The organism is Ideonella dechloratans, from assembly GCF_021049305.1.
In the GTDB taxonomy this organism is placed as follows: Bacteria; Pseudomonadota; Gammaproteobacteria; order Burkholderiales; family Burkholderiaceae_C; genus Ideonella; species Ideonella dechloratans.
Genome location: NZ_CP088081.1, coordinates 3,335,511 through 3,360,838, shown reverse-complemented (window position 1 = coordinate 3,360,838; position 25,328 = coordinate 3,335,511). Strand labels below are relative to the sequence as shown.

At 67.4% G+C, this 25,328-nt stretch carries 24 protein-coding genes and 4 tRNA genes; 27 read left to right on the top strand and 1 reads right to left on the bottom strand.

The genetic code is table 11. From position 1 onward, the window contains the following. Window positions 1-208 precede the first annotated feature (208 nt). From trpE to LRM40_RS15610, 10 genes are all read left to right on the top strand, one after another. Window positions 209-1,684, top strand: coding sequence for an anthranilate synthase component I (trpE, locus tag LRM40_RS15655; protein WP_151125710.1), 1,476 nt, complete (start codon window positions 209-211; stop codon window positions 1,682-1,684). A gap of 158 nt (window positions 1,685-1,842) precedes the next feature. Beyond that, window positions 1,843-2,844: an AraC family transcriptional regulator gene (locus tag LRM40_RS15650; RefSeq protein ID WP_151125709.1), complete on the top strand. Its 1,002-nt coding sequence runs from the start codon at window positions 1,843-1,845 to the stop codon at window positions 2,842-2,844. 208 nt (window positions 2,845-3,052) lie between these two features. Further along, window positions 3,053-3,601: a DUF6160 family protein gene (locus LRM40_RS15645; RefSeq protein ID WP_151125708.1), complete on the top strand. Its 549-nt coding sequence runs from the start codon at window positions 3,053-3,055 to the stop codon at window positions 3,599-3,601. 133 nt (window positions 3,602-3,734) lie between these two features. Then, a complete protein-coding gene (locus LRM40_RS15640; RefSeq protein ID WP_231067584.1) occupies window positions 3,735-4,544 on the top strand; it encodes a hypothetical protein in 810 nt (269 codons plus the stop codon). Between the two features lie 26 nt (window positions 4,545-4,570). Then, the gene (locus LRM40_RS15635) at window positions 4,571-5,425 is read left to right on the top strand and encodes a hypothetical protein (RefSeq protein WP_151125707.1); all 855 of its coding nucleotides are present in this window, start codon (window positions 4,571-4,573) and stop codon (window positions 5,423-5,425) included. Window position 5,426: 1 nt separating this feature from the next. Further along, window positions 5,427-5,906, top strand: a complete 480-nt coding sequence (locus LRM40_RS15630; RefSeq protein WP_151125706.1) for a hypothetical protein — start codon at window positions 5,427-5,429, stop codon at window positions 5,904-5,906. A gap of 28 nt (window positions 5,907-5,934) precedes the next feature. Further along, on the top strand, window positions 5,935-6,699 hold the full coding sequence (locus LRM40_RS15625; protein ID WP_151125705.1) for a C39 family peptidase: 765 nt from the start codon (window positions 5,935-5,937) through the stop codon (window positions 6,697-6,699). After that, window positions 6,696-7,790, top strand: coding sequence for a transporter (locus LRM40_RS15620; protein ID WP_231067583.1), 1,095 nt, complete (start codon window positions 6,696-6,698; stop codon window positions 7,788-7,790). Before LRM40_RS15625 ends, LRM40_RS15620 begins: the two co-directional genes overlap by 4 nt. Window positions 7,791-7,809: 19 nt before the next feature. Beyond that, the gene (locus LRM40_RS15615; protein ID WP_151125714.1) at window positions 7,810-9,411 is read left to right on the top strand and encodes an OmpP1/FadL family transporter; all 1,602 of its coding nucleotides are present in this window, start codon (window positions 7,810-7,812) and stop codon (window positions 9,409-9,411) included. A 38-nt stretch (window positions 9,412-9,449) separates the two neighbouring features. Next, entirely contained in the window at window positions 9,450-10,079 is a 630-nt protein-coding gene (locus LRM40_RS15610; protein WP_151125704.1) for a DUF2059 domain-containing protein, read from the top strand. Window positions 10,080-10,139: 60 nt separating this feature from the next. On the opposite strand, the gene LRM40_RS15605 is transcribed toward LRM40_RS15610, so the two are convergent. Next, window positions 10,140-10,559, bottom strand: coding sequence for a hypothetical protein (locus tag LRM40_RS15605; RefSeq protein WP_151125703.1), 420 nt, complete (start codon window positions 10,557-10,559; stop codon window positions 10,140-10,142). Between the two features lie 451 nt (window positions 10,560-11,010). On the opposite strand from LRM40_RS15605, the gene LRM40_RS15600 reads away from it, so the two are divergent. From LRM40_RS15600 to rpoB, 17 genes are all read left to right on the top strand, one after another. Next, window positions 11,011-11,610 (top strand): aminodeoxychorismate/anthranilate synthase component II, encoded by a 600-nt coding sequence (locus LRM40_RS15600; RefSeq protein WP_151125702.1) that lies wholly within the window; start codon window positions 11,011-11,013, stop codon window positions 11,608-11,610. Further along, window positions 11,607-12,701: a low-specificity L-threonine aldolase gene (gene ltaE / locus LRM40_RS15595; protein WP_231067582.1), complete on the top strand. Its 1,095-nt coding sequence runs from the start codon at window positions 11,607-11,609 to the stop codon at window positions 12,699-12,701. Before LRM40_RS15600 ends, ltaE begins: the two co-directional genes overlap by 4 nt. Window positions 12,702-12,722: 21 nt before the next feature. After that, window positions 12,723-13,760: an anthranilate phosphoribosyltransferase gene (trpD, locus tag LRM40_RS15590; protein ID WP_151125701.1), complete on the top strand. Its 1,038-nt coding sequence runs from the start codon at window positions 12,723-12,725 to the stop codon at window positions 13,758-13,760. Next, a complete protein-coding gene (gene trpC, locus LRM40_RS15585; protein ID WP_151125700.1) occupies window positions 13,757-14,554 on the top strand; it encodes an indole-3-glycerol phosphate synthase TrpC in 798 nt (265 codons plus the stop codon). The genes trpD and trpC overlap by 4 nt, the downstream gene beginning before the upstream one ends. A gap of 4 nt (window positions 14,555-14,558) precedes the next feature. Then, window positions 14,559-15,359, top strand: a complete 801-nt coding sequence (locus tag LRM40_RS15580) for a uracil-DNA glycosylase (protein WP_151125699.1) — start codon at window positions 14,559-14,561, stop codon at window positions 15,357-15,359. A gap of 75 nt (window positions 15,360-15,434) precedes the next feature. Further along, window positions 15,435-15,520 (top strand) — tRNA-Tyr (locus LRM40_RS15575). Between the two features lie 31 nt (window positions 15,521-15,551). Beyond that, window positions 15,552-15,625 (top strand) — tRNA-Gly (locus tag LRM40_RS15570). 97 nt (window positions 15,626-15,722) lie between these two features. After that, a tRNA-Thr gene (locus tag LRM40_RS15565) sits at window positions 15,723-15,797 on the top strand. Between the two features lie 47 nt (window positions 15,798-15,844). Beyond that, complete coding sequence (tuf, locus tag LRM40_RS15560) at window positions 15,845-17,035, top strand: elongation factor Tu (RefSeq protein WP_151123650.1); 1,191 nt, start codon at window positions 15,845-15,847, stop codon at window positions 17,033-17,035. Window positions 17,036-17,056: 21 nt separating this feature from the next. Then, window positions 17,057-17,132: transfer RNA gene (locus tag LRM40_RS15555), tRNA-Trp, on the top strand. 182 nt (window positions 17,133-17,314) lie between these two features. Next, window positions 17,315-17,701, top strand: a complete 387-nt coding sequence (gene secE / locus LRM40_RS15550) for a preprotein translocase subunit SecE (protein WP_151123657.1) — start codon at window positions 17,315-17,317, stop codon at window positions 17,699-17,701. Window positions 17,702-17,735: 34 nt separating this feature from the next. Next, entirely contained in the window at window positions 17,736-18,314 is a 579-nt protein-coding gene (gene nusG, locus LRM40_RS15545) for a transcription termination/antitermination protein NusG (protein WP_022979302.1), read from the top strand. Window positions 18,315-18,430: 116 nt separating this feature from the next. After that, complete coding sequence (gene rplK / locus LRM40_RS15540; protein ID WP_022979303.1) at window positions 18,431-18,862, top strand: 50S ribosomal protein L11; 432 nt, start codon at window positions 18,431-18,433, stop codon at window positions 18,860-18,862. Window position 18,863: 1 nt separating this feature from the next. Further along, window positions 18,864-19,571 carry a 50S ribosomal protein L1 gene (rplA, locus tag LRM40_RS15535; RefSeq protein WP_151123656.1) on the top strand — a complete coding sequence of 236 codons (708 nt, stop codon included), beginning with the start codon at window positions 18,864-18,866 and terminating at the stop codon, window positions 19,569-19,571. Between the two features lie 296 nt (window positions 19,572-19,867). After that, on the top strand, window positions 19,868-20,389 hold the full coding sequence (rplJ, locus tag LRM40_RS15530) for a 50S ribosomal protein L10 (RefSeq protein ID WP_022979305.1): 522 nt from the start codon (window positions 19,868-19,870) through the stop codon (window positions 20,387-20,389). Between the two features lie 54 nt (window positions 20,390-20,443). Continuing rightward, complete coding sequence (gene rplL / locus LRM40_RS15525; protein ID WP_231067581.1) at window positions 20,444-20,824, top strand: 50S ribosomal protein L7/L12; 381 nt, start codon at window positions 20,444-20,446, stop codon at window positions 20,822-20,824. Window positions 20,825-21,144: 320 nt separating this feature from the next. Next, window positions 21,145-25,266, top strand: coding sequence for a DNA-directed RNA polymerase subunit beta (gene rpoB / locus LRM40_RS15520; protein WP_151123654.1), 4,122 nt, complete (start codon window positions 21,145-21,147; stop codon window positions 25,264-25,266). Window positions 25,267-25,328: the final 62 nt, after the last annotated feature.

Genomic DNA, 25,328 nt, shown 5'->3' with positions numbered 1-25,328 from the left:
GCAGGGCACTGCTACACTCTTTCGCATGTTCACCTCGCGCAAACGGCTGTCGTTCACGCACGACCGGGGAGCCTGGCCCTGGCGCCGCTGGTTCGCCTGAATCAGATTCCGTCGCGGCCCTCTTGCGTGCCGCGGCCCCCGAGAACATGCCCGCCGCCCAGGCCCCAGTTGGCCTGACTCTTTCAGGCGCGGGACGAGGAGAACGACTGTGATCACCGAACTCGAATTCAAGAGCCAGGCCGCTCAGGGCTACAACCGCATCCCCCTGATCACCGAGGCCTTTGCCGACCTGGAAACCCCGCTGTCGCTGTACCTGAAGCTGGCCGGTGGCCAGCCGCACAGCTTCCTGCTGGAGTCGGTCGTCGGCGGCGAGCGCTTCGGCCGCTATTCCTTCATCGGCCTGCCCGCGCGCACGTTGCTGCGCGCCACCGGCCCGCGCACCGAGGTCGTCACCGACGGCCAGGTGGTGGAGGTGCACGAGGGCAACCCGCTGGACTTCATCGCCGAGTACCAGGCCCGCTTCAAGCCGGCGCTGCCGCCGGGGCTGCCGCGCTTCTGCGGCGGGCTGGCGGGCTACTTCGGCTACGACACGGTGCGCTTCATCGAGAAGAAGCTGGCGCACACCACCAAGCCCGGCGGCATCGGCACGCCGGACCTGCTGCTGCTGCAGACCGAGGAACTGGCGGTCATCGACAACCTGTCGGGCCGGCTCTACCTGATCGTCTGGGCCGACCCGTCCCGCCCGGAGGCCTTCTTCAACGCCAAGCGCCGCTTGGCCGACCTGACCGACAAGCTGCGCTACAGCGTCACCGCGCCGGCCGTGAAGCGCGGCCCCAGCTACGCCGTGGAGCGCGAATTCGCCAAGGCGGATTTCGAGGCTGCGGTGCAGAAGGCCAAGGACTACATCGCCGCGGGCGACTGCATGCAGATCGTCATCGGCCAGCGCCTGCAGAAGCGCTACACCGAAAGCCCGCTGAGCCTGTACCGCGCGCTGCGCTCGCTCAACCCCAGCCCCTACATGTACTTCTACGACATGGGGGACTTCCAGATCGTCGGCTCCTCGCCCGAGATCCTGGTGCGCCATGAGCACACGCCCGAGGGCGAGAAGGTCATCATCCGCCCGATCGCCGGCACGCGCCCGCGCGGGGCCACGCCCGAGGCCGACAAGGCCCTGGAGGCCGAGCTGCTGGCCGACCCCAAGGAGCGTGCCGAGCACGTGATGCTGATCGATCTGGCGCGCAACGACGTGGGCCGCATCGCCAAGACCGGTTCGGTCAAGGTGACCGAGGCCTTCGCCATCGAGCGCTACTCGCACGTGATGCACATCGTCAGCAACGTCGAGGGGCTGCTGAAGGACGGCATGAGCAATCTGGACGTGCTCAAGGCCTCCTTTCCGGCGGGCACGCTCAGCGGCGCCCCCAAGATCCGGGCGATGGAGATCATCGACGAGCTCGAGCCGGTGCAGCGCGGCATCTACGGCGGGGCCTGCGGCTACCTGAGCTTTGCCGGCGACATGGACGTGGCCATCGTCATCCGCACCGGCATCGTCAAGAACCAGACGCTGTACGTGCAGGCGGCTGCCGGCGTGGTGGCCGACTCGGTGCCCGAGATGGAATGGCGCGAGACCGAGGTCAAGGCGCGGGCGCTGATCCGCGCGGCCGAGCTGGTCGAAGAAGGGTTCTGACCCCTTCCTCTGTTCGTGGGATGTGGTGGATCACCCCGGGGTAACCCTGGGTGGTCGGTCCTTTGCCGCTTTGTTACTGTAGAGAACTCAAAAAAGCACGGGCGTGCTTTTTTGGCCTTCCGTGTTGTTGGCGGTGGGCAGCGTCTTCCGGAGTCGGCATGAACACCCTTCCATTGCGGCAGCTGTGCGCGTATCGCGCCATGCATGATGGTTTTTCCCGCTGTGGTCTGGATCTGGATGCCTTCCTGCTGGGCGAGGGCGGGGTGGCTTCGCTGGATGCGGTGCTGCCGGCCGAGACCCTGGCCGATCTCTTCGACGCCGCCTGGCGCCATGCCGTGGTGCGCACCCAGGACCCGGCCATCGGCCTGCGCATGACACCGCGCCAGCCCATGATCGGGCTGGGCGGCATGGCCCATCTGGTGATGGCCGCGCCGGACATCCGCACCGCGCTGCAGCGCCTGGAGCGCTTCACCGGCGTCATTTCACCCACCACGGCGATGAGCGTGCAGCTCGTCGAGGGCCAGGTGCGGGTGGGGGTGGAGGTCTCGCCTGGCGCCCGGCCGGCCGCCTCGCAACGCTACGACTTCATGGCCTACACCGTGCTGCAGGGCATCTGGTGGCTGCTGGGCCAGCAGATGCTGCCCGAGCGGGTCAGCTGTCCCTTTCCTGCACCGGCCGACCCCGGGCCCTGGGAGAAGGCCTATGGTGCGCCGGTGCAGTTCGGTGCGGCGGTCTATGCCATGGACTTTCCGCGGTGCCTGCTGGACATGCCGGTGCCCACGGCCGATCCGATGATTGCCGACCTCAGCGAGCAGCTCGCCGAGCGCCTGATCGCGCAACAGGGCGGCAGCCTGGTGGCGCGGGTGCGCGAGGTCATCGCCCGCCAGCTTTCGCGCGGAGACCCGCGGCGCGAGCAGGTGGCCGCCGAGCTGCGCATGAGCGAGCGCACGCTGCAGCGCCACCTCAGCGACGAGGGCACCTCCTTCCAGGATCTGGTGGACGACACCCGGCGCGAGACCGCGCGCCGCCTGCTGGAGGCCGGTGGCGCCACGCCCACCGAGGTGAGCTTCGCCGTGGGCTTTGCCGACCCCAGCACCTTCTACCGCGCCTGCAAGCGCTGGTTCGGCTGCTCGCCCAGCGAGTTCCGCTGCGCCCACTGAGCCTCGCCCCGGGCGGTCCGCCCGCTTGGTGAGAACCCTCTCGGTACCTTTCCCAATGGGTCGTTGAAGCCATGAGCTTGGCCGCTGCGGCCAGTGCAGCGCAGGCCCCGCGCGCCGAAGATCAACTCCGCGATTTCGACAGGCCAACCCCTCGGAGTTCTGGCGAGATTGGCGACCTGATCCCACAACGCATATCTAGGAGACAAGCATGAAATTCGCACTGCGCGCTGCTGTTCTGGCCACCCTGTCGGCCCTGGCTCTGTCCGCTTCGGCCATGACCGCCATCGAAGACGACGCCCTGTCCACCGTCAGCGGCCAGGACGGCGTGTCGATCGCTGGTGACCTGAACATCAACATCGGCAGCTTCAAGTACACCGACACCGACACCACCGGCGGTTCCGTGTCGTTCAACGACATCGGCGTCACCGGCATGTTCGTGATGACCATCGACATCCTGAAGGCCGGCGACGCGACGACCGCGGGCACCTTCGTGAATGCCGTGGCCACCTCGATGGCCAAGTACATCGCCCCGGCCGATGTCGGCACCAACCTGACGAACCTGGTGACCAACGGCGTCTACGACGGCGCTTCGGACGTGGTCCAGTTCGCCTTCCCGAACGCCAACCTGGACAGCAAGCTGTCGCCGAGCATCAACGTCGGCTCGATCACGATGGGCAACAGCACCAAGTCCTTCGGCAAGGTGGCCATCAACAACATCGACATGCAAGGCAGCAAGTTCTGGCTGTGGGCCCACTGATCGGACCTCTGATCGGCTGAGTTCAGTCTCCAGCTGCGTTGCCGACGTCGGGCCACCCGCCCGCCGTCGGTGGCGCCAGGCCCGCACGGTGAGCACTGTGCGGGCGTGTTTCACATGGGGCGAGGCGTTTGCGATGTCGAGTTGTCTCCTGAATGCAACAGTGTGCGCCGGTCGGCGCCTACTGGCCGCGCTGACGCTGGGCGTGCTGACCTGCGGGCTCACCTGGGCGGCCGAGCCCCTGGACGACACCGCGCTCTCGGACACCTGGGGCCAGGCCCTGCTGAGCCTGAACACCACCAACTACCAGGGCATGGACTTCACCCGGCTCACGCTGGGGGCGGACATCTCGCTGTCGGCCAACTTCAACGGGATGCGGCTGGGCGAATACACCTGGTCCCCGCGCAATGCCACCGGCGCCGACATCGACCTCGGCACGCTGCGCTTCGGCCGCAGCGACGGCACCGCGGCACAGCGCACGGTCAGCATCACCGACCCGTACTTCGAATTCGTCACCACCGGCAGCGGCAGCAGCCAGCAGGTGGTGGGCATGCGCTTCGGCTTCGGCGGCATCAGCGGGGACATCGGCACCACGATGAACGTGGTCAGCGGCAGCCTGCTGATCGATGCAGGGGCGGCTGGCACCATCGATTCGCGCAACGACACGCTGGGCGGCAAGCGGTGGGACGGCACCACCTGCGTGAGCACGGCCACCTGCACCCTGGCGCTGTCGCAGATCGGTGGGCTGCATGCCGGCAATGCCGACGGTGCCAGCCGAGACTTCTTTCTGGCCATCCAGAGCCAGGCGGTCAACTACCCCAGCCTGGTGGCCGGGCTGGCCGCGCCCGACACCGCGCAAGCCGGCGTCTGGATGAATTGGCGCGACCGGCTGAGCGCGCTCAACACCACCGGCACCGTGCCTCCCAACGTCGGCAAGGGGCCGTGATGCGAGGGGGGGCGCGCTTGGCTGGCATGGTCGGGTTGCTGACGGTCCTGGCCGGCGCACGGCCTGTCACGGCCATGGAGGCCCTGAGCGAGCGTGACCTGGCGGCGGTCCAGGGGCGCGACGGCTTCTATTTCAACCTCGAGAATTTTTCCCTTTCCGGTCAGCTGAGCCTGACCTACACCGCACCCGACGGCGCCACCCTGAAACTCGGTGACCTGGCCCTGTCCCGCTCGGACGATCCGGCCCATCTGCAGGACGATCCCTATGCCCTGTGGATCCAGCGGCGGGGCAATGGCCTGGCCGATGTGCTGCACCTGGACCTGCCACAGAACGCGGCCGGGCTGCAGCGCTGGCAGGCGGCTGCGGATCTGGCGGTGACACCTGCGGGGGGCAGCACCCAGGCGCTGGGCGCGCTGGTGCTGCAGGATCTGGCCCTGTACGGCGGCGGGGTGCAGATGAGCACCGAACCCGGCAGCGGCAGCGGTTCCGGTGTGCTGCTGGGGGTGGCCTTGCGTGCCGACCTGGGCGCGCTGTCCTGGCGGGCTCGGGGGCGGGCCGACGGCAGCGAAGCCCTGACGCTCAGTGGCATCCATCTGGGGGCGGTGGACGACAGCGGCAATTTCACCCAGCAGCCCTGGTCCCTGGCGGATGTCACCAGCCAGCCCGCCGTGCTGCAGGTCATCGGGGACGGGCAGGGTGGCCAGGTGCTGCAGCTGAAGGTGGACTGGAGCACGGCCGATGCCGGTGCGGCCAAGGCGGGCCTGCTGATCGACAACGTCCGCTTCGACAGTGCGACCAACGGCGCCTTGGACCTGGGCAGCAGCCGCATCAGCAGCTTCCAGATCAACTACCTGGACATGCGGCTGCGGCCCGGGAACTGACATGGGTCGTGCCCTGCTGCTGCACGCCGGCCTGCTGATGGCCCTGCTGTCCCTGGTGGGCAGCGTGCGGGCGGCGCCGCAGGCCCTGGACGACGAGGCCTTGTCGGATGTGCGCGGCGCGGGTCTGGGCGTGGGGGTCCACCTGGAGCTCAACAGCGGACTGCTCACGGGCGGCATCCCCATGCCCAACCTGGCCGCAGCCTTCGGCGATGCGACCCAACCCAACTACCTGGTGATGTACGGCGTGGGCGGGATCATGGATCTCTACGCCGTCACCCTCAATGCCGTCACGGCTTCGGATGGCACGAACCAACTGGCGCTGGGCTTGCCCAGCTTCGTGGGCTTCGATGATTTCGGCGTACGGGCTATCTCGGTGCAGTCCGACCCCACCGTCCCGCTCAACATGGCCAACAGCCTGGGCGGCATCACGCTCAACGGCAGTGGCGCGATGACCGGCCGGGTGCTGCTGTGGGCCCGGTGATCCCCAAGACAGAAGAGACGAACGAACGATGTGGATGATTCTCTTGGGGGTGCTGGCCTCCGCCATCATGGGCAGCGGGCTGGTGTCCCGCATCGAGCCGCAGGACCAGCCCAAGGAGCAGGTGACCCTGCCGATGAATGCCGTGGGCGGCGGTGTTTCGCCCGAGCAGGTCGCGTTGCGGCCGCAGAGCGAGTTCAAGTTCGACAACATCGTCCACCAGGCCTACGACTACAGCTGCGGCTCGGCCGCGCTGACGACCGTGCTGCGCTACCACCTGGGCTACGACGTGACCGAGCAGCAGGCCATGGAAGGCATGCTGACGTACGGCGAAAGCGACAAGATCATCGCCCGCCGCGGCTTCTCGCTGCTGGACATGAAGCGCTATGTCGCCACGCTGGGCAGCAAGAGCGCGGGCTTTCGTGGCGAACTCTCCGATCTGGCGACGCTCAAGGACCCGGCCATCGTGCCGATCGACTATGCCGGCTTCAAGCACTTCGTGGTCTTCCGCGGCCTGCGCGACGGCCGGGTATTCCTGGCCGATCCGGCCATGGGGCACCTGGTGCTGTCGCAGGAGGAGTTCGCCACGCTGTGGGATCGCAACACCCTCTTCCTCATCTACCCGCCTGGTGACGCGCCGGTGCCCCGCAAGCTGGCGCTGACCGACACCGAGATGGGCGTCGTCGCCGACGACCAGATCCGCGAGTCCGTGCGACTCGGTCCCTCGCCCAACAAGGAAGCCCTGGAGCGCGCCGTGCAACAGGGTCTGGGCACTCTCTTTCTCCGCCGTCCATGAAAACTGCAGTTCCCTTCGGCCGCCGCGCCACCGCCGTTTCCCGCTTCACGCTCGCGGGCCTTGCCTTGATGGGACTGGGCGCCACGGCCTGGGCCCAGTCCCAGCCGGATCCCGCCGCGCCGCCCGCCCCCCCGGCGACGGCCCCGTCCGCGCCGGCTGCCCCCGCGACCGGGGCCGATGCCGCGCGCGACGCCCTCAAGGCCAAGGAGGGCGATGTCAGCCAGGACAAGCTCCTGAAGGACACGCTGACCTCCACCGAGAAGGCCTACTCGCTGCTCAAGACCGGGCAGACCGCGCTGACCTATGACCTGAACTACAGCTACATCGGCAGCGAGACGATCAACGTCAAGTTCACCGACAGCACGCTGACCCTGTTCGACATCCAGAACACCCGGGCCCACACCGTCACCAACACCTTCGAGGTGGACTACGGCGTGCTGGACAACCTGACCGCCACCGCCTCCCTGCCGCTGATCAGCCGCTATTCGCAGAGCAACAACTTCAGCGGCCTGTCCAACGGTCTGGGCGACATCGCGCTGGGGGTCCGCTACCAACCCTTCGAGCAGCACCGCGACAGCGCCATCTTCACCACCACCGCCACGCTGCGCCTGCCCACCGGCCGCAGCCCCTACACCACCATCGTCGGCCAGAACCTGGCCACCGGCTCGGGCAACACCGCGCTGACGCTGGGGGTCAATGCCTCGCAGGTCTATGACCCAGTGGCGGTGTTCGGCTCGCTGAACTTCACCGGCAACCTGCCGGCGCGCAACCTGAGCCAGCAGCGCGACGGCATGACCCTGACCGAGGTGCGGCCGGGCTCCAGCATCGGCTTCGGCATGGGCTTCTCGTATGCCCTGTCCTACAAGGTGTCCACCACCATGTCGCTGCAGGAGACGGTGTCCGCGCGCAGCCGGCTGAAGTTCGCCGACGGTTCCAGCTCCAAGACGGCGATGCAGACCTCCGGCATGCTGAACCTGGGCCTGGGCGTGCGGGTGTCGCCCAAGACCACGCTGAACTTCAGCGCGGGCGTGGGGCTGACCTCCGACTCGCCGGACTTCAGCCTCGGCATGAACATGCCGCTGAACTTCTGAGCGGGCCGCAGTGATGGGGATGGTGCGAGCCTGGCGGCGGGCCGCCTGGGGCCTGCTGACGCTGTCGCTGCTGCCCGGCGCGCGGGCGGCGCTGACCGAGAACCTGGCCGTCAGCCCGGCGGCCATGTCCATGGGCAATGCGGTCACGGCCGACCCCCAGGGGCTGGACGCGGTGCATTTCAACCCGGCCGGGCTGACCCGGCTGGAAGGGCGGGTGCGCGAGGACACGATCTTCGGCGCCAGCCTGCGCATGCGCAGCGAGTTCCACCAGCCCCAGGGCTATGACATCGGCGGCTTCACCCAGGATCCGCTGGATGGCACGGTGTCGGACCACAACCGCCAGACCCTGTTCCTGCCGCTGGCGGGCGTGCCCAACTGGCGCCTGCCTTTCGTCGCGGCCGCGGGCTTGGGCATCTCGCTGAACCAGCCCGGCTCGCCCTGGACCTTCGCCACGGCGGTCTACGTGCCCCAGGCTGTGGGCTTCGACCGCAGCAAGAACCCGGACGACCCGGGGCGCTTCCAGGGCAAGCGGGTGGTCATCCAGCGCCTGGTCTACGCCTCGCCCTCGGTGGCCTACAAGTTCTCTGACGAGCTCAGCGTCGGCCTGTCCATCCCCATCGCCCACCAGGGCTTTGCGCTGGACACCGACATGCGCTTTCCCAACAAGCTGATCGGCATCTTCGGCAAGCTGCAGGACGCCTGGTGCGGCGACAACGGCAACCCGCTGGACGTGTTCGGCTTCGGCATCTGCGGCGGCGGCAAGGAAGGGCGGCTGAACCCCTACACCACGGCCGGGGCCATGCGCTTCGAGGCCACGTCGCCGGCCGACCCCACCTTCAACCTGGGCGTGCTGTGGGAGCCGACCGACTGGTTCGGCCTGGGCGCGGTGTACCAGAGCGGCTCGCGCACCGTGCTGACCGGGCGCTACAACTTCCATGCCGAGCCCATGTTCCGCAAGCTGGTGCAGGGCATGTACTCCTCGCTGCAGGGGCCCATCGTGGCGGCCACGCTGGGCTTCCCGACCAGCATCCCGGAGGAGCAGTCCGGCAACATGACGCTGGTGCTGCCCTATCCGCCGCATGTGCAGGTGGGCGTCAAGCTCAAGCCGGTGGAGCGCCTGCAACTCAACGTGGACGCCAACTGGACCGACTGGGGCCAATGGAACCAGCTGACCTTCCAGTTCGACCAGCAGGTGCGCTTCCTGCAAATGGCGCGGCTGTTCGGTCAGGCCGACGCGAGCAAGCTGGTCATCCCCCGCGGCTACCGCAGCAATGTGCACTTCGGCTATGGCGCGGAGATCGAGGTGATGCATGGCCTCAAGCTGCGCCTGGGCTACGAGCCGCGCAAGAGCTCCATCCCGCAGGACAAGATCGACCTGATCGCGCCCCTGCCCGACATGAAGGTGCGCAGCCTGGGCCTGAACTGGACCACCGAGGACGGCACCCAGCTGATCGTGGCCGCCAGCCTGGCCAAGGGCAGCTACAAGGTCCCGGCCGACGGCAGTTGCAACCTCAACTGCACCAACTTCTTCAACGTCATCTACAACCCGTACGCCGGACTGGACGTGTCCGGCGAAACCCGCCTGCGCTACTTCGGCGTGAGCGTCACCCGGCCGTTCTGACCCTTGCGGGCGCGGCCCTCATTTTCTGCAGTGCTCCCATGTTCCTGACGCAGTTCTCCTCTTCCCTGGCTTCCTCTCGACGCATGGGCCGCGGGCTGGCCCTAGCCGGCCTGTCGTTGCTCGCAGGGCCCGCCGCCTGGGCGGCACCGGCCGCGGCTTCGGCGCCTGCCCCGGCGGTCGCCGCGTCGGCGGTCATCTCGCCGGCCAAGCAGGCCCTGATCGACAAGCTGCTGACCCTGTGGCACCCGGAGCAGGTGGCCCAGATGATGGTCAACCGCCCGGCGGCCGATGCGGTTCAGCACAGCCGCATCGCCCTGCAAGGGCGGGTCAGCGCCGAGAAGCTGGAATCGACGATGAAGGGCATCACCGAGGATGCCCAGGCCTATGTGGATGCGGCCACCCCGCTGGCCGCGGCGGCCGGCAAGCAGGCCGTGCGCTCCACGGCCGTGCCGATGCTGGCCAACCAGTTCAGCGAAGAGGAACTCCAGGCCCTGATCGCCTTGCTCGAATCGCCGGTGCGGCAGAAGTTCGAGAAGGCCGCGCCGGACATCGAAGGGGCGGTGGGCGCCGAGGTGGCGCGCCGCGCCGGCCCGGCCATCCAGCCCCAGCTCGACAAGATGAAGCAGGAGGTGGCTGGCAAGCTGCGGGCCGCGGCGATGACGCGCTGAGGCCGCCTGCGCGGCGATGCCATGGCGCACTGCGCCCGCTCAGCGCGGCCCGGCGCGGACTCAGTGGGGGCGGGCGGGCGGCACGAAGAAGGCCAGCGGCAGGCCGACCACCGGGATCACCGCCGGCATCACATAGGCCAGCACGGGCAGGGCCGTCACCCGCTGGGCATTGGCCAGCTGGGTCTGCAGGGCCATGCCGGCGCTGAACTGTTGCAGCGCCGCGGCCTGGCGGTCGGCCAGCTGCTGGCCGTCGCGGGAGGTGGCCACCGGGCTGGCGACCAGCGCGGCGGTGGACAGATCGCCCGCCGACAGGGGCAGCCCGGACCAGCCGGCGGCCTCCACCTCGGACAGTGCGGCATCGCCCAGGGCTTCCAGCGCATGGGCCGGGCGGGCCAGCCACTGGCCCAGCAGCGGCAGCAGCGTGGCGGCCAGCAGCACGCGGGGACGGGGCAGGGCCAGGGTGCGGGCGGGGCGGGGCATGGGCATCTCCAGAGTGGTGTCTCATGCCGGCTATCGGCGCCCGCGGGAGCGTCATGAAGCCCGACCCTGCCGGGGCGGGCGCCATCCGTGACGGATGCCACGCCGCAGTCCATTGTTCGCCGCGCGGCGCAGGGGCGCCAGGATGTGGATAATGGGTGGCAAACATTTCCTGCTGCCCATGTCCGAGAACTCCGCTCTCCGCCCGACCTCCGCGACCCTTGCCGTCGCGTCGTCGTGGCGTCGCGACACGGGCCGCACCGTGGCCGGTCCCTGCGGGCGATGGCGTCGCCCGCACCACTGCTGATCGGCCATCCCGCGGGCAGGTGCTGACCGTGCCGCCCGACGCCGGCCTCCCACCCCGGAGGCGCCTGGCCACCCCCTTTCCCCATCCGGTTCCTGGTGTCCGGCCGCGTGCGTGCGGTCCGTGCCCATCTCCTGCGCGAGGTTCCTCATGCTGTTGATGATCGACAACTACGATTCCTTCACCTTCAACCTGGTCCAGTACTTCTCGGAGCTGGGCGAGGAGGTGAAGGTGGTCCGCAACGACGAGATCACCCTGGAAGGCATCGCCGGCCTGCGGCCGGACCGCCTGGTGCTCTCACCCGGCCCCTGCTCGCCGGCCGAGGCCGGCATCTGCGTGCCGGCCATCCGGCACTTCGTCGGCAAGCTGCCCATCCTGGGCGTGTGCCTGGGCCACCAGAGCATCGGGGCGGCCATGGGCGGGCGCATCGTGCGCGCCGCCACCCAGATGCACGGCAAGACCAGCGTCATCACCACCGACCGCCGCGGCGTCTATGCCGAACTGCCGGAGAAGTTCACGGTCATCCGCTATCACTCGCTGGTGATCGAGCGAGCCAGCCTGCCGGCCGAGTTGGAGATCACCGCCACCTCCGAGGACGGCGAGATCATGGGCGTGCGCCACACCGAGCTGGCCGCCACCGATGCGCCGATGGAAGGCGTGCAGTTCCACCCCGAATCCATCCTGTCCGAGCACGGCCACGCCATGCTGCGCAACTTCCTGGCCATGGGCCGCGTGAAGGAGGCCGCATGAGCCAGCCGCACACCCCGATGTCCGTCGTTGACCTGCGCAGCGACACCGTCACCCGGCCCACCGCCGCCATGCGCGAGGCCATGATGGCCGCCGAACTGGGTGACGACGTCTTCGGCGACGACCCCACCGTTCACCGCCTGCAGGACCGCCTGGCCGCGCTGCTGGGCAAGGAGGCGGCGCTGTTCGTCTCCAGCGGCACCCAGAGCAATCTGCTGGCCCTGATCAGCCACTGCGAGCGCGGCGACGAGTACCTGGCCGGTCAGATGGCCCATTGCTACCGCTACGAGGGCGGTGGCGCGGCCATCCTGGGCAGCATCCAGCCGCAGCCCCTGCCGCAGCAGGCCGATGGCACGCTGGCGCTGGCCGACATCGCCGGGGCCATCAAGCCCATCGACCCGCATTTCGCCCGCACCAAGCTGCTGTGCCTGGAGAACACCTGGAACGGCCAGCCGCTGATGCTGGACTACCTGGACGCTGCCACGGCGCTGGCCCGCCAGCACGGCCTGGCCACCCACCTGGACGGGGCGCGCCTGTTCAATGCCGCGGTGGCCACCGCGGCGGGCGGGGATCCGTATGCCGCAGCCCGGCGCATCGTGGCCGAGTTCGATTCGGTCTCGGTCTGCCTGAGCAAGGGCCTGGGCGCCCCGGTGGGCTCGGTGCTGTGCGGCTCCAAGGCGCTGATCGAGCGGGCCCACCGCTGGCGCAAGGTGCTGGGCGGCGGCATGCGCCAGGTGGGGTTGCTGGCCGCGGCCGGCCTGCACGCCCTGGACCACCATGTGGCCCGCCTGGCCGATGACCACGCCCTGGCCCAGCGCCTGGCGCAAGGGCTGGCGGGCATCAATGGGCTGAGCGTGCGCAGCGCATCGACCAACATCGTCTTCGTGGATGTGGCCGAGGGCCGCGGGGCCGTGCTGCTGGAGCACCTGGCCGCGCGCGGCATCCTCGCCACCGGCCTGATCGGCCTGCGCTTCGTCACCCACCTGGACGTGGACGCGGCCGGCATCGACCGCACGCTGGCGGCGGTGCGCGAGTTCTTCGCGCTGCCGGTGGGTGCCCATGCCCGCGCCGCCACTGCAGCCGCCCCTTACTGACTTCCTGCCATTTCCGACACCATGAGCATCAGCAACACCGACGCGCTGACCCGCGTCATCGAGCACCGCGAGATCTTCCACGACGAGATGCTGACCCTGATGCGGCGGATCATGAACGGCGAGATGTCGCCGGTGATGATCGCCGCGCTGGCCATCGGCCTGCGGGTCAAGAAGGAGACGGTGGGTGAGATCGCCGCCGCCGCCCAGGTGATGCGCGAGTTCGCCACCCCGGTGCCGGTGACCGACCGCCGCCAACTGCTGGACATCGTCGGCACCGGCGGGGACGGCGCCCACACCTTCAACATCTCCACCGCCTCCACCTTCGTCGCGGCGGCGGCCGGTGCCCGCGTGGCCAAGCATGGCGGGCGCAGCGTGTCTTCCACCAGCGGCAGCGCCGATGTGATCGAGGCCCTGGGCGGCAACCTGATGCTGAGCCCGCCGCAGATCGCCCGCTGCCTGGAGGAATGCGGCATCGCCTTCATGTACGCGCCCAACCACCATGCTTCGATGAAGCATGCCGCGCCGGTGCGCAAGGAACTGGGCGTGCGCACCATCTTCAACATCCTGGGCCCGCTGACCAACCCGGCTGGCGCGCCCAACACCCTGCTGGGCGTCTTCCACCCGGACCTGGTGGGCATCCTGGTGCGGGTGCTGCAGCGCCTGGGGGCGGAGCACGCCCTGGTGGTCTACGGCATGAACGGCATGGACGAAATCTCGCTCTCGGGCGAGACCCTGGTGGGCGAGCTCAAGGACGGCGAGATCCGCGAATACCGCGTCCACCCGAGCGACTTCGGCCTGCCGGTCTACGACAGCCGGGTGCTGAAGGTGGCCAACCGCGACGAGTCGGTGCAGTGCATCCAGCGCGCCCTGGCCAACGAAGACGGCCCGGTGCGCGACATCGTGCTGCTCAACGCCGGTGCGGCGCTCTACTGCGCCGGGGTGGCCGAGAGCATTGCCGACGGCGTCAAGCGCGCCCGCGAGGCGGTGGCCTCGGGCGCGGCCATGGCCAAGCTCAGCCAGTTCGTGGCGGTCAGCCACCAGCTGAAGGACGCAGCATGAGCGGGACCCCGGACATCCTGCAGCGCATCGTCGCCGTCAAACACGAGGAGGTGGCGGCGGCCCGCCTGGCCCGCCCGCTGGCGGACCTGCGCCGCGAGGCCGAGGCCCGGCGCGACACCCGCGGCTTTGCCGCCGCGCTGCGCGCCAAGGTCGCCGCCGGCCAGGCGGCGGTGATCGCCGAGGTCAAGAAGGCCAGCCCCAGCAAGGGCGTGCTGCGCGACCCCTTCGATCCTGCGGCCATCGCGGCCAGCTATGCCGCCCACGGCGCCGCCTGCCTGAGCGTGCTGACCGACGAGCGCTTCTTCCAGGGGGCCGTGGCCTACCTGCAGCAGGCGCGGGCGGCCTGTGCGCTGCCGGTGCTGCGCAAGGACTTCATGGTCGACGAGTACCAGGTGGTCGAGGCCCGGGCCATCGGCGCCGATTGCATCCTGCTGATCGCGGCCTGCCTGGACGATGCCCAGATGGCCGACCTGGAAGCCACGGCGATGGGCCTGGGCATGGATGTGCTGGTGGAGGTGCACGACGGCGAGGAGTTGGAGCGCGCCCTGCGCCTGAAGACGCCGCTGCTGGGCATCAACAACCGCAATCTGCGGACCTTCGAGGTCTCTCTGGACCACACCCTGGCCCTGCTGCCGCAGGTGCCGGCCGACCGCCTGCTGGTGACCGAATCGGGCATCCTGGCGCCGGCTGACGTGCAGCGCATGCGCGCGGCCGATGTCCACGCCTTCCTGGTCGGCGAGGCCTTCATGCGCGCGCCGGACCCCGGCGTGGCCCTGCAGGCCCTGTTCGGCTGAGGCCATGGTCCGTCCTCGCAAGACACAGCCCGCTGCCCAGACGGGCTTCTGGCCTGCCGACGACGTGGTCGCCGCTCCGGCGGCGTCGGCCGACAATCGGCTGACGGCACCGGCCGATGCCTGGCTGGCGGCCACGGCACCCGACTGGCAGCCGTTGGTGCAGGCCTGGCGTGACAGCCCTGCGGGCCAGGGTCTGCTGGTGCATCTGGCCGCCCGTCAGGCCGCCGGTGCCACCGTCTACCCGGCCTGGCCGTTGCGGGCGCTGGCGCTCACGCCGCTGGCGGCGGTGCGGGTGGTGATCCTGGGGCAGGACCCGTACCACGGCCCGGGCCAAGCCGAGGGGCTGGCCTTCTCGGTGCCTCCGGGCGTGAAGCCGCCGCCCAGCCTGCGCAACATTTTCGTCGAGCAGCAGCGGGATCTGGGCGTGCCCATGCCGTCGCACGGCCACCTGGCGGCCTGGGCCGGGCAGGGCGTGCTGCTGCTCAACACCGTGCTCACGGTCGAGGACGGCCAGCCCGCGTCCCATGCCCGCCGCGGCTGGGAGGCCTTGACCGATGCCTTGATCGGCGCCGTGGCCGCCCAGCCGCGGCGCATCGCCTTCCTGCTGTGGGGCGCCCATGCCCAGGCCAAGGCCGCCTTGATCGAGGCCCGGGGCCCGGGGCGGCACCTGCTGCTGCAGGCCAACCACCCTTCACCGCTGTCCGCCCGCCGTCCACCGGTGCCCTTCATCGGCTGCGGCCATTTCTCCGCGGTGGCCCAGGCCGTGCCGGGCCTGGACTGGCGCCTGGAGACGGCGCCGGGTTGAATTTCAGAAAAGATCGTGCGCGGACAGTAGCCAACTCCAAAAATGCTGTGCTATAGTGCGTGGCTCTGCTGCTACGGAGGGGTGCCCGAGTGGCTAAAGGGGGCAGACTGTAAATCTGTTGGCTTACGCCTACGCTGGTTCGAATCCAGCCTCCTCCACCAAAGCGCAGAGACAACCGAAGAACGAATCCCGGCGGGAGTAGTTCAATGGTAGAACCTTAGCCTTCCAAGCTAATGACACGGGTTCGATTCCCGTTTCCCGCTCCAGGCTCTGGGGCCATCGGTTCGGTTGTGGGTGTGTGTAGAAGATCTGTCGACACAGGTCTGGGAGTTCGGAAGTGTCAGCTTCCAGTCCTGTGTCGATGCCCATGTGGCTCAGTGGTAGAGCACTCCCTTGGTAAGGGAGAGGTCGCGCGTTCGATCCGCGCCATGGGCACCACCCATTCCCTGTCTTTTTATTGATCTCGAACGCCGCAGGAGCGCAAGATGGCAAAAGGCAAGTTTGAACGGACCAAGCCGCACGTGAACGTGGGCACGATTGGTCACGTGGACCATGGCAAGACGACGCTGACGGCGGCGATCACGACCATCCTGTCGAGCAAGTTCGGCGGCGAGGCCAAGGCCTACGACCAGATCGACGCTGCGCCCGAAGAGAAGGCCCGCGGCATCACGATCAACACCGCACACGTCGAGTACGAGACCGCCAACCGCCACTACGCCCACGTGGACTGCCCGGGTCACGCCGACTATGTGAAGAACATGATCACCGGCGCGGCGCAGATGGACGGCGCGATCCTGGTGTGCTCGGCCGCTGACGGCCCGATGCCCCAGACCCGCGAGCACATCCTGCTGGCCCGTCAGGTGGGCGTGCCCTACATCATCGTGTTCCTGAACAAGTGCGACATGGTCGATGACGCCGAGCTGTTGGAACTGGTGGAAATGGAAGTGCGCGAGCTGCTGAGCAAGTACGACTTCCCGGGCGACGACACCCCGATCGTGAAGGGCTCGGCCAAGCTGGCGCTCGAAGGCGACAAGGGCGAGTTGGGCGAACAGGCCATCATGAAGCTGGCTGACGCGCTGGACACCTACATCCCGACGCCCGAGCGCGCCGTGGACGGTGCCTTCCTGATGCCGGTGGAAGACGTGTTCTCGATCTCGGGTCGCGGCACCGTGGTGACCGGTCGTGTCGAGCGCGGCGTGATCAAGGTTGGCGAAGAAATCGAAATCGTCGGTATCAAGGCCACCCAGAAGACCACCTGCACCGGCGTGGAAATGTTCCGCAAGCTGCTGGACCAAGGTCAAGCGGGCGACAACGTCGGCATCCTGCTGCGCGGCACCAAGCGTGAAGACGTCGAGCGCGGCCAAGTGCTGGCCAAGCCCGGCTCGATCACCCCGCACACGCACTTCACCGCCGAGGTGTACGTGCTGAGCAAGGACGAAGGCGGCCGCCACACCCCGTTCTTCAACAACTACCGTCCCCAGTTCTACTTCCGTACCACGGACGTGACCGGTGCGGTGGAACTGCCGAAGGACAAGGAAATGGTGATGCCGGGCGACAACGTGTCGATCACCGTCAAGCTGATCGCCCCGATCGCCATGGAAGAAGGCCTGCGCTTCGCCATCCGTGAAGGCGGTCGCACCGTCGGCGCCGGCGTCGTTGCCAAGATCATCGAGTAAGACTCGAACAGGAAAGGCTGCAGGGGTATAGCTCAATTGGCAGAGCGTCGGTCTCCAAAACCGAAGGTTGGGGGTTCGATTCCCTCTGCCCCTGCCAACCGGCCGTGATTCACTGACCAGAATCGACGTCCGGTTCGAAACCCGGCCAGGGTCCGCAGGTTCCTGGCAGCCTTGTTTTCAGCCCGCAGGTGCTTCGCTCCGGCGGGCTTTGCTGCTGTTAGGTCCGCCTGGTCGACGGAAGCAGGATGCGCCCGCATCCCGGATTCGCAAGTGAAAGCAATGTCCACCACTCCCCAAGTCGAAACGGTCTCCACCGGTGCCGAGAAAGCCAAGCTGGCTGCGGTGGCGGTGCTGGTGATCGGCTCGATCGCGGCTTTCTACCTGCTGGGTCAGCAGGACATGTGGCTGCGTGTGCTGGTGCTGCTGGCCGGTCTGGCTGTCGCGGTGGGCGTGTTCTTCGTCTCCGACGCGGGCAAGCAGATCATCGCCTACGGCCGCGATTCGGTGCGCGAGGTGAAGAAGGTGGTCTGGCCGACCCGCAGGGAGGCCACCCAGATGACCGCTTATGTGTTCGCCTTCGTCCTGCTGATGGCCATCTTCCTCTGGCTGACCGACAAGTCGCTGGAGTGGGTGCTGTACGACCTGATCCTGGGCTGGAAGCACTGAGCGGCCGACGCATCGCACACAAAGGATTCCGAGCATGAGCGAAACCACCCCCACCGACGTCACCCCCGCCGCCGCCCCGAGCCCGCTGCGTTGGTACGTGGTGCATGCCTATTCCGGCATGGAAAAGGCGGTCGAGCGCAACCTGCGTGAACGCATCGACCGCGCCGGCATGCAGGCCAAGTTCGGCCGCATCCTGGTGCCGACCGAGGAAGTGGTCGAGCTGAAGAACGGCAAGAAGTCGGTCACCGAGCGTCGCTTCTTCCCCGGCTATGTGCTGGTCGAGATGCTGATGGACGACGAGACCTGGCATCTGGTGAAGAACACCGGCAAGGTCACCGGCTTCGTTGGTGGTGCCAAGAACCGTCCTTCCCCGATCTCGGAAGCCGAGGTCATGAAGATCGTCAACCAGATGCAGGAAGGCATCGAGAAGCCCCGGCCCAAGGTCGAGTGGGAGGTTGGCGAGCTGGTGCGGGTCAAGGAAGGCCCGTTCACCGACTTCAACGGCGCGGTCGAAGAAGTCAATTACGAGAAGTCCAAGGTCCGCGTGTCGGTCACCATCTTCGGCCGGGCCACCCCGGTCGAGCTGGATTTCTCGCAGGTCGAGAAGGTCTGATTTTTCGGCCGCAGGCGGGATCGTCCCGGCGCCTGCGGCTTTCTTCGTTCCGGGCGAAATGGCGAGGAGCCGACGGGCGCAAGCCCCGAAGCGTTGGAACTCGATAGGAGCCATTCATGGCAAAGAAGATCGTCGGCTTCATCAAGCTGCAGATCCCGGCCGGCAAGGCCAACCCCTCTCCCCCCGTGGGCCCGGCGCTGGGTCAGCGCGGTCTGAACATCATGGAGTTCTGCAAGGCGTTCAACGCCCAGACCCAGGGCATGGAACCTGGTCTGATGCTGCCCGTGGTGATCACCGCCTTCGCGGACAAGTCCTTCACTTTCGTGCTGAAGTCGCCCCCGGCGACCGTGCTGATCAAGAAGGCCATCGGCCTGGGTAAGGGCTCGGACAAGCCGCACCTGACCAAGGTCGGCAAGATCTCGCGCGCCCAGCTCGAGGAAATCGCCAAGGTGAAGCAGAAGGATCTGACCGCTGCCGACCTGGACGCCGCGGTGAAGACCATCGCCGGCTCGGCCCGCTCGATGGGCGTGATCGTGGAGGGCGTGTGACATGGCAAAGCTGACCAAGAAGGCCAAGGCCCTGCAAGGCAAGGTGGACAGCCTGAAGCTGTACGCCATCAATGATGCTCTGGCGCTGGTGAAGAGCTGCGCGACCGCCAAGTTCGACGAATCGATCGACGTGGCCGTGCAGCTGGGCATCGATGCCAAGAAGTCGGACCAGGTCGTGCGTGGCGCGGTCGTGATGCCCAACGGCACCGGCAAGACCAAGCGCGTGGCCGTGTTCGCCCAAGGCGCCAAGGCTGAGGAAGCCAAGGCCGCCGGTGCGGACGTGGTCGGCATGGAAGACCTGGCCGAGCGCGTCAAGGCCGGCGACATGCCCTTCGACGTGGTGATCGCCTCCCCGGACACGATGCGCATCGTCGGTACCCTGGGTCAGATCCTGGGCCCGCGCGGCCTGATGCCGAACCCCAAGGTCGGCACGGTGACCCCGGACGTCGCCACGGCCGTGAAGAACGCCAAGGCGGGTCAGGTCCAGTTCCGCGTGGACAAGGCCGGCATCATCCACGGCACCATCGGCCGTCGCTCCTTCGACGACGACAAGCTGGTCGGCAACCTGGCCGCGCTGCTGGAAGCCCTGAACAAGGCCAAGCCGGCCTCGTCCAAGGGTGTCTACCTGCGCAAGGTCGCCGTGTCCTCCACGATGGGCGTCGGCGCCCGCGTGGACATCGGCTCGATCGCGCTGAACGCTGCGGCCTGATCGGCCGACGTGAACACCGGCTGGCGCGGCCGTCTTGACGCGCCAGCCCGATGAATTGGTGGGCTGAGGCTTCTTCGGAGGCTTCAGGCCATCCAAGACCGCTGGCGGCGCCCTTCGCGGCGCCTTAATCGCAAGGCCGGATCCGTCCGACCCCGTGGCCAGCGCAGATGGCGTCCCCGCCGTGAGCTACAGAGATTCCAGTGATGGTGCTCCTCTTCGCCACGGCAAGGTCGCTGCAACCCAGGTGTGTCCGAGGGTGTTCGCACCCCAGGACACGTTGATGTGAGGAGTAGACCTTGAGTCTCAACCGCAACGAAAAGGCGGCCGTGATCGAGGAAGTGGCAGCGCAAGCCGCCAAGTCCCAGACCCTGGCGCTGGCCGAGTACCGTGGCCTCACCGTGGAAGCCCTGAACAAGCTGCGCGTCGAAGCGCGTGCCAAGGGTGTGTATCTTCACGTGCTGAAGAACACCCTGGCCCGTCGCGCCGTCGCCGGCACCCCGTTCGAGGTGGCCTCGGAGAGCATGGCCGGTCCGCTGATCTACGGCTTCTCGGAAGATGCCGTGGCTGCCGCCAAGGTCATCGCTGACTTTGCCAAGGGCAACGACAAGCTGGTCATCAAGGCTGGTGCATACGCGGGCAAGGCCCTGGACGTCGATGGCGTCAAGGCCCTGGCTTCGGTGCCGAGCCGCGAAGTCCTGCTGTCGCAGATCGCCGGCCTGCTGAAGTCGCCGGTGCAGCGCACCGCCGCCGTGCTGGCCGCGCTGGCCCAACAAAAGGGTGGCGGCGCCGAAGCGCCCGCCGAAGCTGCTGCCGCCTGATCGGCACGCACGCCCTGCATCCCATTCACTGAATCACTGAAATAGGTACATCAAATGGCATTCGACAAAGACGCCTTCCTGACCGCCCTGGACTCCATGACCGTCATGGAACTGAATGACCTGGTCAAGGCCATCGAAGAGAAGTTCGGCGTGTCCGCCGCCTCCATGGCCGCTCCGGCCGCCGGTGGCGCTGCTGGCGGCGCTGCTGCTGCCGCTGAAGAGAAGACCGAGTTCAACGTCGTGCTGACCGAAGCCGGCGCCAACAAGGTCGGCGTGATCAAGGCCGTGCGCGAACTGACCGGTCTGGGCCTGAAGGAAGGCAAGGACATGGTCGACGGCGCTCCGAAGGTCGTGAAGGAAGGCATCGCCAAGGCCGACGCCGAAGCCGCCGTGAAGAAGCTGGTGGAAGCCGGCGCCAAGGCCGAGCTGAAGTAATTCGCTCCGTCGCCAAGAGGCTGGGGGTCCGAAAGGCCCCCGGCCTTTTGCGCTTGATGGACGAGCTCACGGAAACCCTTCCGAGAGCAGTTGGAAAATCCCGAGTGATAATCGGGGGTTTTCCAAGTGTTCTCTGATCCGACTGCAGAAGAACAGGTTTGGTCGGACTCCGGTGCAACGCCGGGGTTGTCCGCCAGCGGCTGGTAGTGGCCAGCCACCAAGCTTTCAGGCCCTCCATGGTGGACGCGTGCCTGCAAAAGCCAGTCGCCTTGCGAGGAGCGTGCCACGGCCGGGCGCGCCTCGTCGCTACGGAGTGTTCAATGGCGCAAGCAACCCCCTACACCTACACCGAGCGCAAGCGTATCCGCAAGAGCTTCGGCAAGCGTGAGAGCGTTCTCAACGTCCCCTACCTGCTGACCATGCAGCAGGACTCGTACGTTGCCTTCCTGCAGAAGGACGTACCTCCCGCCCTGCGCAAGCCCGAGGGCCTGCAGGCGGCCTTCCTGTCCGCGTTCCCGATCGTGTCGCACAACGGGTTCGTGGAGATGAAGTTCATCGAATACAACATCGCCAAGCCCGCCTTCGACGTGCGCGAGTGCCAGCAGCGGGGTCTGACCTTCGCGGCCGCCGTGCGCGCCAAGCTGCAGATGATCATCTACGACCGTGAGGCGCATCCCGCCAAGGTGGTCAAGGAGATCAAGGAGCAGGAGGTCTACATGGGCGAGGTGCCCCTGATGACCGACTACGGCTCGTTCATCGTCAACGGCACCGAACGCGTCATCGTCTCCCAGCTGCACCGCTCGCCCGGCGTGTTCTTCGAGCACGACAAGGGCAAGACCCACAGCTCGGGCAAGCTGCTGTTCAGCGCCCGCATCATCCCCTACCGCGGTTCCTGGCTGGACTTCGAGTTCGACCCGAAGGACGTGCTGTACTTCCGTGTCGACCGCCGTCGCAAGATGCCGGTCACCATTCTGCTCAAGGCCATCGGCCTGAACCCCGAGCAGATCCTGGCGCACTTCTTCAAGAACGACACCTTCCGCCTGATGGACTCGGGCGCGCAGATGGAGTTCGTGCCCGAGCGTCTGAAGGGCGAGGTGGCCCGCTTCGACATCACCGATAAGGACGGCAACGTCATCGTCGAGAAGGACAAGCGCATCACCGCCCGCCACGTGCGCCAGCTGGAGCAGACCGGCACCCAGTTCGTCTCGGTGCCCGAGGACTTCCTGGTGGGTCGCGTGGTGGCCCGCAACATGGTGGACGCCGACACCGGCGAGATCATTGCCAAGGCCAATGACGAGCTGACCGAATCGCTGCTGAAGAAGCTGCGCGCGGCGGGCGTCAAGGACCTGCAGTGCATCTTCACCAACGAGCTGGACCAGGGCGGCTACATCAGCCAGACCCTGTCGCTGGACGAAACGGTGGATCAGCTGGCCGCCCGCGTGGCCATCTACCGCATGATGCGCCCCGGCGAGCCGCCGACCGAAGACGCTGTCGAGGCCCTGTTCAACCGCCTGTTCTACAGCGCCGACACCTATGACCTGTCGCGCGTGGGCCGGATGAAGTTCAACGCCCGCGTGGGCCGCGACACGCCTGAAGGCGCGATGACCCTGTCCAACGAGGACATCCTCGACGTGGTCAAGATCCTGGTCGAGCTGCGCAACGGCCGTGGCGAGGTGGACGACATCGACCACCTGGGCAACCGCCGCGTGCGTTGCGTGGGCGAACTGGCCGAGAACCAGTACCGCTCGGGCCTGGCCCGCATCGAGAAGGCCGTCAAGGAGCGTCTGGGCCAGGCCGAGACCGAAGCCCTGATGCCGCACGACCTGATCAACTCCAAGCCGATCTCCGCGGCCCTCAAGGAGTTCTTCGGTGCGTCGCAGCTGTCGCAGTTCATGGACCAGACCAACCCCCTGTCCGAGATCACGCACAAGCGTCGCGTCTCGGCCCTGGGCCCGGGCGGTCTGACCCGCGAGCGCGCCGGCTTCGAAGTCCGTGACGTGCACCCGACCCACTACGGCCGCGTGTGCCCGATTGAGACGCCGGAAGGCCCGAACATCGGCCTGATCAACTCGCTGGCCCTGTACGCCCGCCTGAACGAGTACGGCTTCCTGGAGACGCCGTACCGTCGCGTGGTGGACGGCAAGGTGACCGACCAGATCGACTACCTGTCGGCCATCGAGGAAGGCAAGTACGTGATCGCCCAGGCGAACGCCTCGCTGGACGAAGACGGCAAGCTGATCGATGAGCTGGTGTCGGCCCGCGAGCGCGGCGAATCCGTGCTGCTGTCGCCCGAGCGCGTGCAGTACATGGACGTGGCCCCGGCGCAGATCGTCTCGGTGGCGGCCTCGCTGGTGCCCTTCCTGGAGCACGACGATGCGAACCGCGCGCTGATGGGCGCCAACATGTCGCGTCAGGCCGTGCCGGTGCTGCGCCCCGAGAAGCCGATGGTCGGCACGGGCGTCGAGCGCGTGGCCGCGGTCGACTCGGGCACCGTGGTGACCGCCCGCCGTGGTGGCGTGGTGGACTATGTCGACACCAACCGGGTGGTGATCCGCGTCAACGACGCGGAGACCGTCGCCGGTGAAGTCGGCGTGGACATCTACAACCTGATCAAGTATCAACGTTCCAACCAGAACACCAACATCCACCAGCGCGCCATCGTCAAGCGTGGCGACAAGGTGGGTGCCGGTGACGTGCTGGCCGACGGCGCATCGACCGACCTGGGCGAACTCGCCCTGGGTCAGAACATGCTGATCGCCTTCATGCCCTGGAACGGCTACAACTTCGAAGACTCGATCCTGATCTCCGAACGCGTCGTGGCCGAAGACCGCTACACCTCGATCCACATCGAGGAACTGGTGGTCATGGCCCGCGACACCAAGCTGGGCTCCGAGGAAATCACCCGCGACATCCCGAACCTGTCCGAGCAGCAACTGGCTCGCCTGGACGAGTCCGGCATCGTCTACATCGGCGCGGAAGTGAACCCCGGCGACGTGCTGGTGGGCAAGGTGACCCCGAAGGGCGAAACCACCCTGACCCCGGAAGAGAAGCTGCTGCGCGCGATCTTCGGCGAGAAGGCGTCCGACGTGAAGGACACCTCGCTGCGCGTGGACCAGGGCACCCAGGGCACGGTCATCGACGTGCAGGTCTTCACCCGTGAAGGCATCCAGCGCGACAAGCGCGCCCAGCAGATCATCGACGACGAGCTCAAGCGCTTCCGCCTGGACCTGAACGACCAGCTGCGGATCGTCGAGGCCGACGCCTTCGACCGGATCAAGAAGCTGCTGGTCGGCGCCGTGGCCAACGGTGGCCCGCAGAAGCTGGCCAAGGGCACGGCCATCACCGAGGAGTACCTGTCGGGCATCGACAAGTACCACTGGTTCGACGTGCGCCCGGCCGAAGAAGCCCTGGCCAACCAGCTCGAGTCGATCAAGAACGCACTGGAGCAGACCCGCCATGGCTTCGACCTGGCCTTCGAAGAGAAGCGCAAGAAGCTGACCCAAGGCGACGAGCTGCCGGCCGGCGTGCTGAAGATGGTCAAGGTCTACCTGGCCGTCAAGCGCCGCCTGCAGCCTGGCGACAAGATGGCCGGCCGTCACGGCAACAAGGGTGTGGTGTCCAAGATCGTGCCGGTCGAGGACATGCCCTACATGGCCGACGGCACGCCCGCCGACGTGGTGCTGAACCCGCTGGGCGTGCCCTCGCGGATGAACGTGGGTCAGGTGCTGGAAGTCCATCTGGGCTGGGCCGGCAAGGGCCTGGGCGAACGCATCGGCGACATGCTGCAGCGTGAAGCCGCCGTGGCCGAGATCCGCCAGTTCATGGACAAGCTCTACAACAAGTCGGGCGGCAAGCAGGAGCACCTGGACGACCTGTCCGACGCCGAGGTGCTGGAGATGGCCCAGGAACTGACCAAGGGCGTGCCCTTCGCCAGCCCGGTCTTCGACGGCGCCGAAGAGAGCGAAATCCACCACATGCTGCAGCTGGCCTTCCCGGAAGACGTCGCCGCCAAGAAGGGCCTGACCGCCACGCGGACCCAGGCCTGGCTGTCCGACGGCCGCACCGGCGAGCCCTTCGAGCGTCCGACGACCATCGGCTACATGCACTACCTGAAGCTGCATCACCTGGTGGACGACAAGATGCACGCCCGCTCGACCGGCCCGTACTCGCTCGTCACCCAGCAGCCGCTGGGCGGCAAGGCGCAGTTCGGTGGTCAGCGCTTCGGTGAAATGGAAGTGTGGGCCCTGGAAGCCTACGGCGCGGCTTACGTGCTGCAGGAAATGCTGACCGTGAAGTCCGACGACGTGAACGGCCGCACCAAGGTCTACGAAAACATCGTCAAGGGCGAACACGCCATCGACGCCGGCATGCCGGAATCGTTCAACGTTCTGGTCAAGGAAATCCGTTCGCTGGGTATCGACATGGAACTGGAGAAGGACTGAGCGCCCTGCGCGCCCCGTTGGTTTTCCATTCCCCCTGATCGATACACAGTCAACCTGGAGAA

Coding starts and splice junctions, on each gene's coding strand:
- LRM40_RS15650 (WP_151125709.1), top strand. CDS start 1,843: ATGAACACCCTTCCATTGCGGCAGCTGTGCGCGTATCGCGCCATGCAT.
- LRM40_RS15645 (WP_151125708.1), top strand. CDS start 3,053: ATGAAATTCGCACTGCGCGCTGCTGTTCTGGCCACCCTGTCGGCCCTG.
- LRM40_RS15640 (WP_231067584.1), top strand. CDS start 3,735: ATGTCGAGTTGTCTCCTGAATGCAACAGTGTGCGCCGGTCGGCGCCTA.
- LRM40_RS15635 (WP_151125707.1), top strand. CDS start 4,571: ATGGTCGGGTTGCTGACGGTCCTGGCCGGCGCACGGCCTGTCACGGCC.
- LRM40_RS15630 (WP_151125706.1), top strand. CDS start 5,427: ATGGGTCGTGCCCTGCTGCTGCACGCCGGCCTGCTGATGGCCCTGCTG.
- LRM40_RS15625 (WP_151125705.1), top strand. CDS start 5,935: ATGTGGATGATTCTCTTGGGGGTGCTGGCCTCCGCCATCATGGGCAGC.
- LRM40_RS15620 (WP_231067583.1), top strand. CDS start 6,696: ATGAAAACTGCAGTTCCCTTCGGCCGCCGCGCCACCGCCGTTTCCCGC.
- LRM40_RS15615 (WP_151125714.1), top strand. CDS start 7,810: ATGGTGCGAGCCTGGCGGCGGGCCGCCTGGGGCCTGCTGACGCTGTCG.
- LRM40_RS15610 (WP_151125704.1), top strand. CDS start 9,450: ATGTTCCTGACGCAGTTCTCCTCTTCCCTGGCTTCCTCTCGACGCATG.
- LRM40_RS15605 (WP_151125703.1), bottom strand. CDS start 10,559: ATGCCCCGCCCCGCCCGCACCCTGGCCCTGCCCCGTCCCCGCGTGCTG.
- LRM40_RS15600 (WP_151125702.1), top strand. CDS start 11,011: ATGCTGTTGATGATCGACAACTACGATTCCTTCACCTTCAACCTGGTC.
- ltaE (WP_231067582.1), top strand. CDS start 11,607: ATGAGCCAGCCGCACACCCCGATGTCCGTCGTTGACCTGCGCAGCGAC.
- trpD (WP_151125701.1), top strand. CDS start 12,723: ATGAGCATCAGCAACACCGACGCGCTGACCCGCGTCATCGAGCACCGC.
- trpC (WP_151125700.1), top strand. CDS start 13,757: ATGAGCGGGACCCCGGACATCCTGCAGCGCATCGTCGCCGTCAAACAC.
- LRM40_RS15580 (WP_151125699.1), top strand. CDS start 14,559: ATGGTCCGTCCTCGCAAGACACAGCCCGCTGCCCAGACGGGCTTCTGG.
- tuf (WP_151123650.1), top strand. CDS start 15,845: ATGGCAAAAGGCAAGTTTGAACGGACCAAGCCGCACGTGAACGTGGGC.
- secE (WP_151123657.1), top strand. CDS start 17,315: ATGTCCACCACTCCCCAAGTCGAAACGGTCTCCACCGGTGCCGAGAAA.
- nusG (WP_022979302.1), top strand. CDS start 17,736: ATGAGCGAAACCACCCCCACCGACGTCACCCCCGCCGCCGCCCCGAGC.
- rplK (WP_022979303.1), top strand. CDS start 18,431: ATGGCAAAGAAGATCGTCGGCTTCATCAAGCTGCAGATCCCGGCCGGC.
- rplA (WP_151123656.1), top strand. CDS start 18,864: ATGGCAAAGCTGACCAAGAAGGCCAAGGCCCTGCAAGGCAAGGTGGAC.
- rplL (WP_231067581.1), top strand. CDS start 20,444: ATGGCATTCGACAAAGACGCCTTCCTGACCGCCCTGGACTCCATGACC.
- rpoB (WP_151123654.1), top strand. CDS start 21,145: ATGGCGCAAGCAACCCCCTACACCTACACCGAGCGCAAGCGTATCCGC.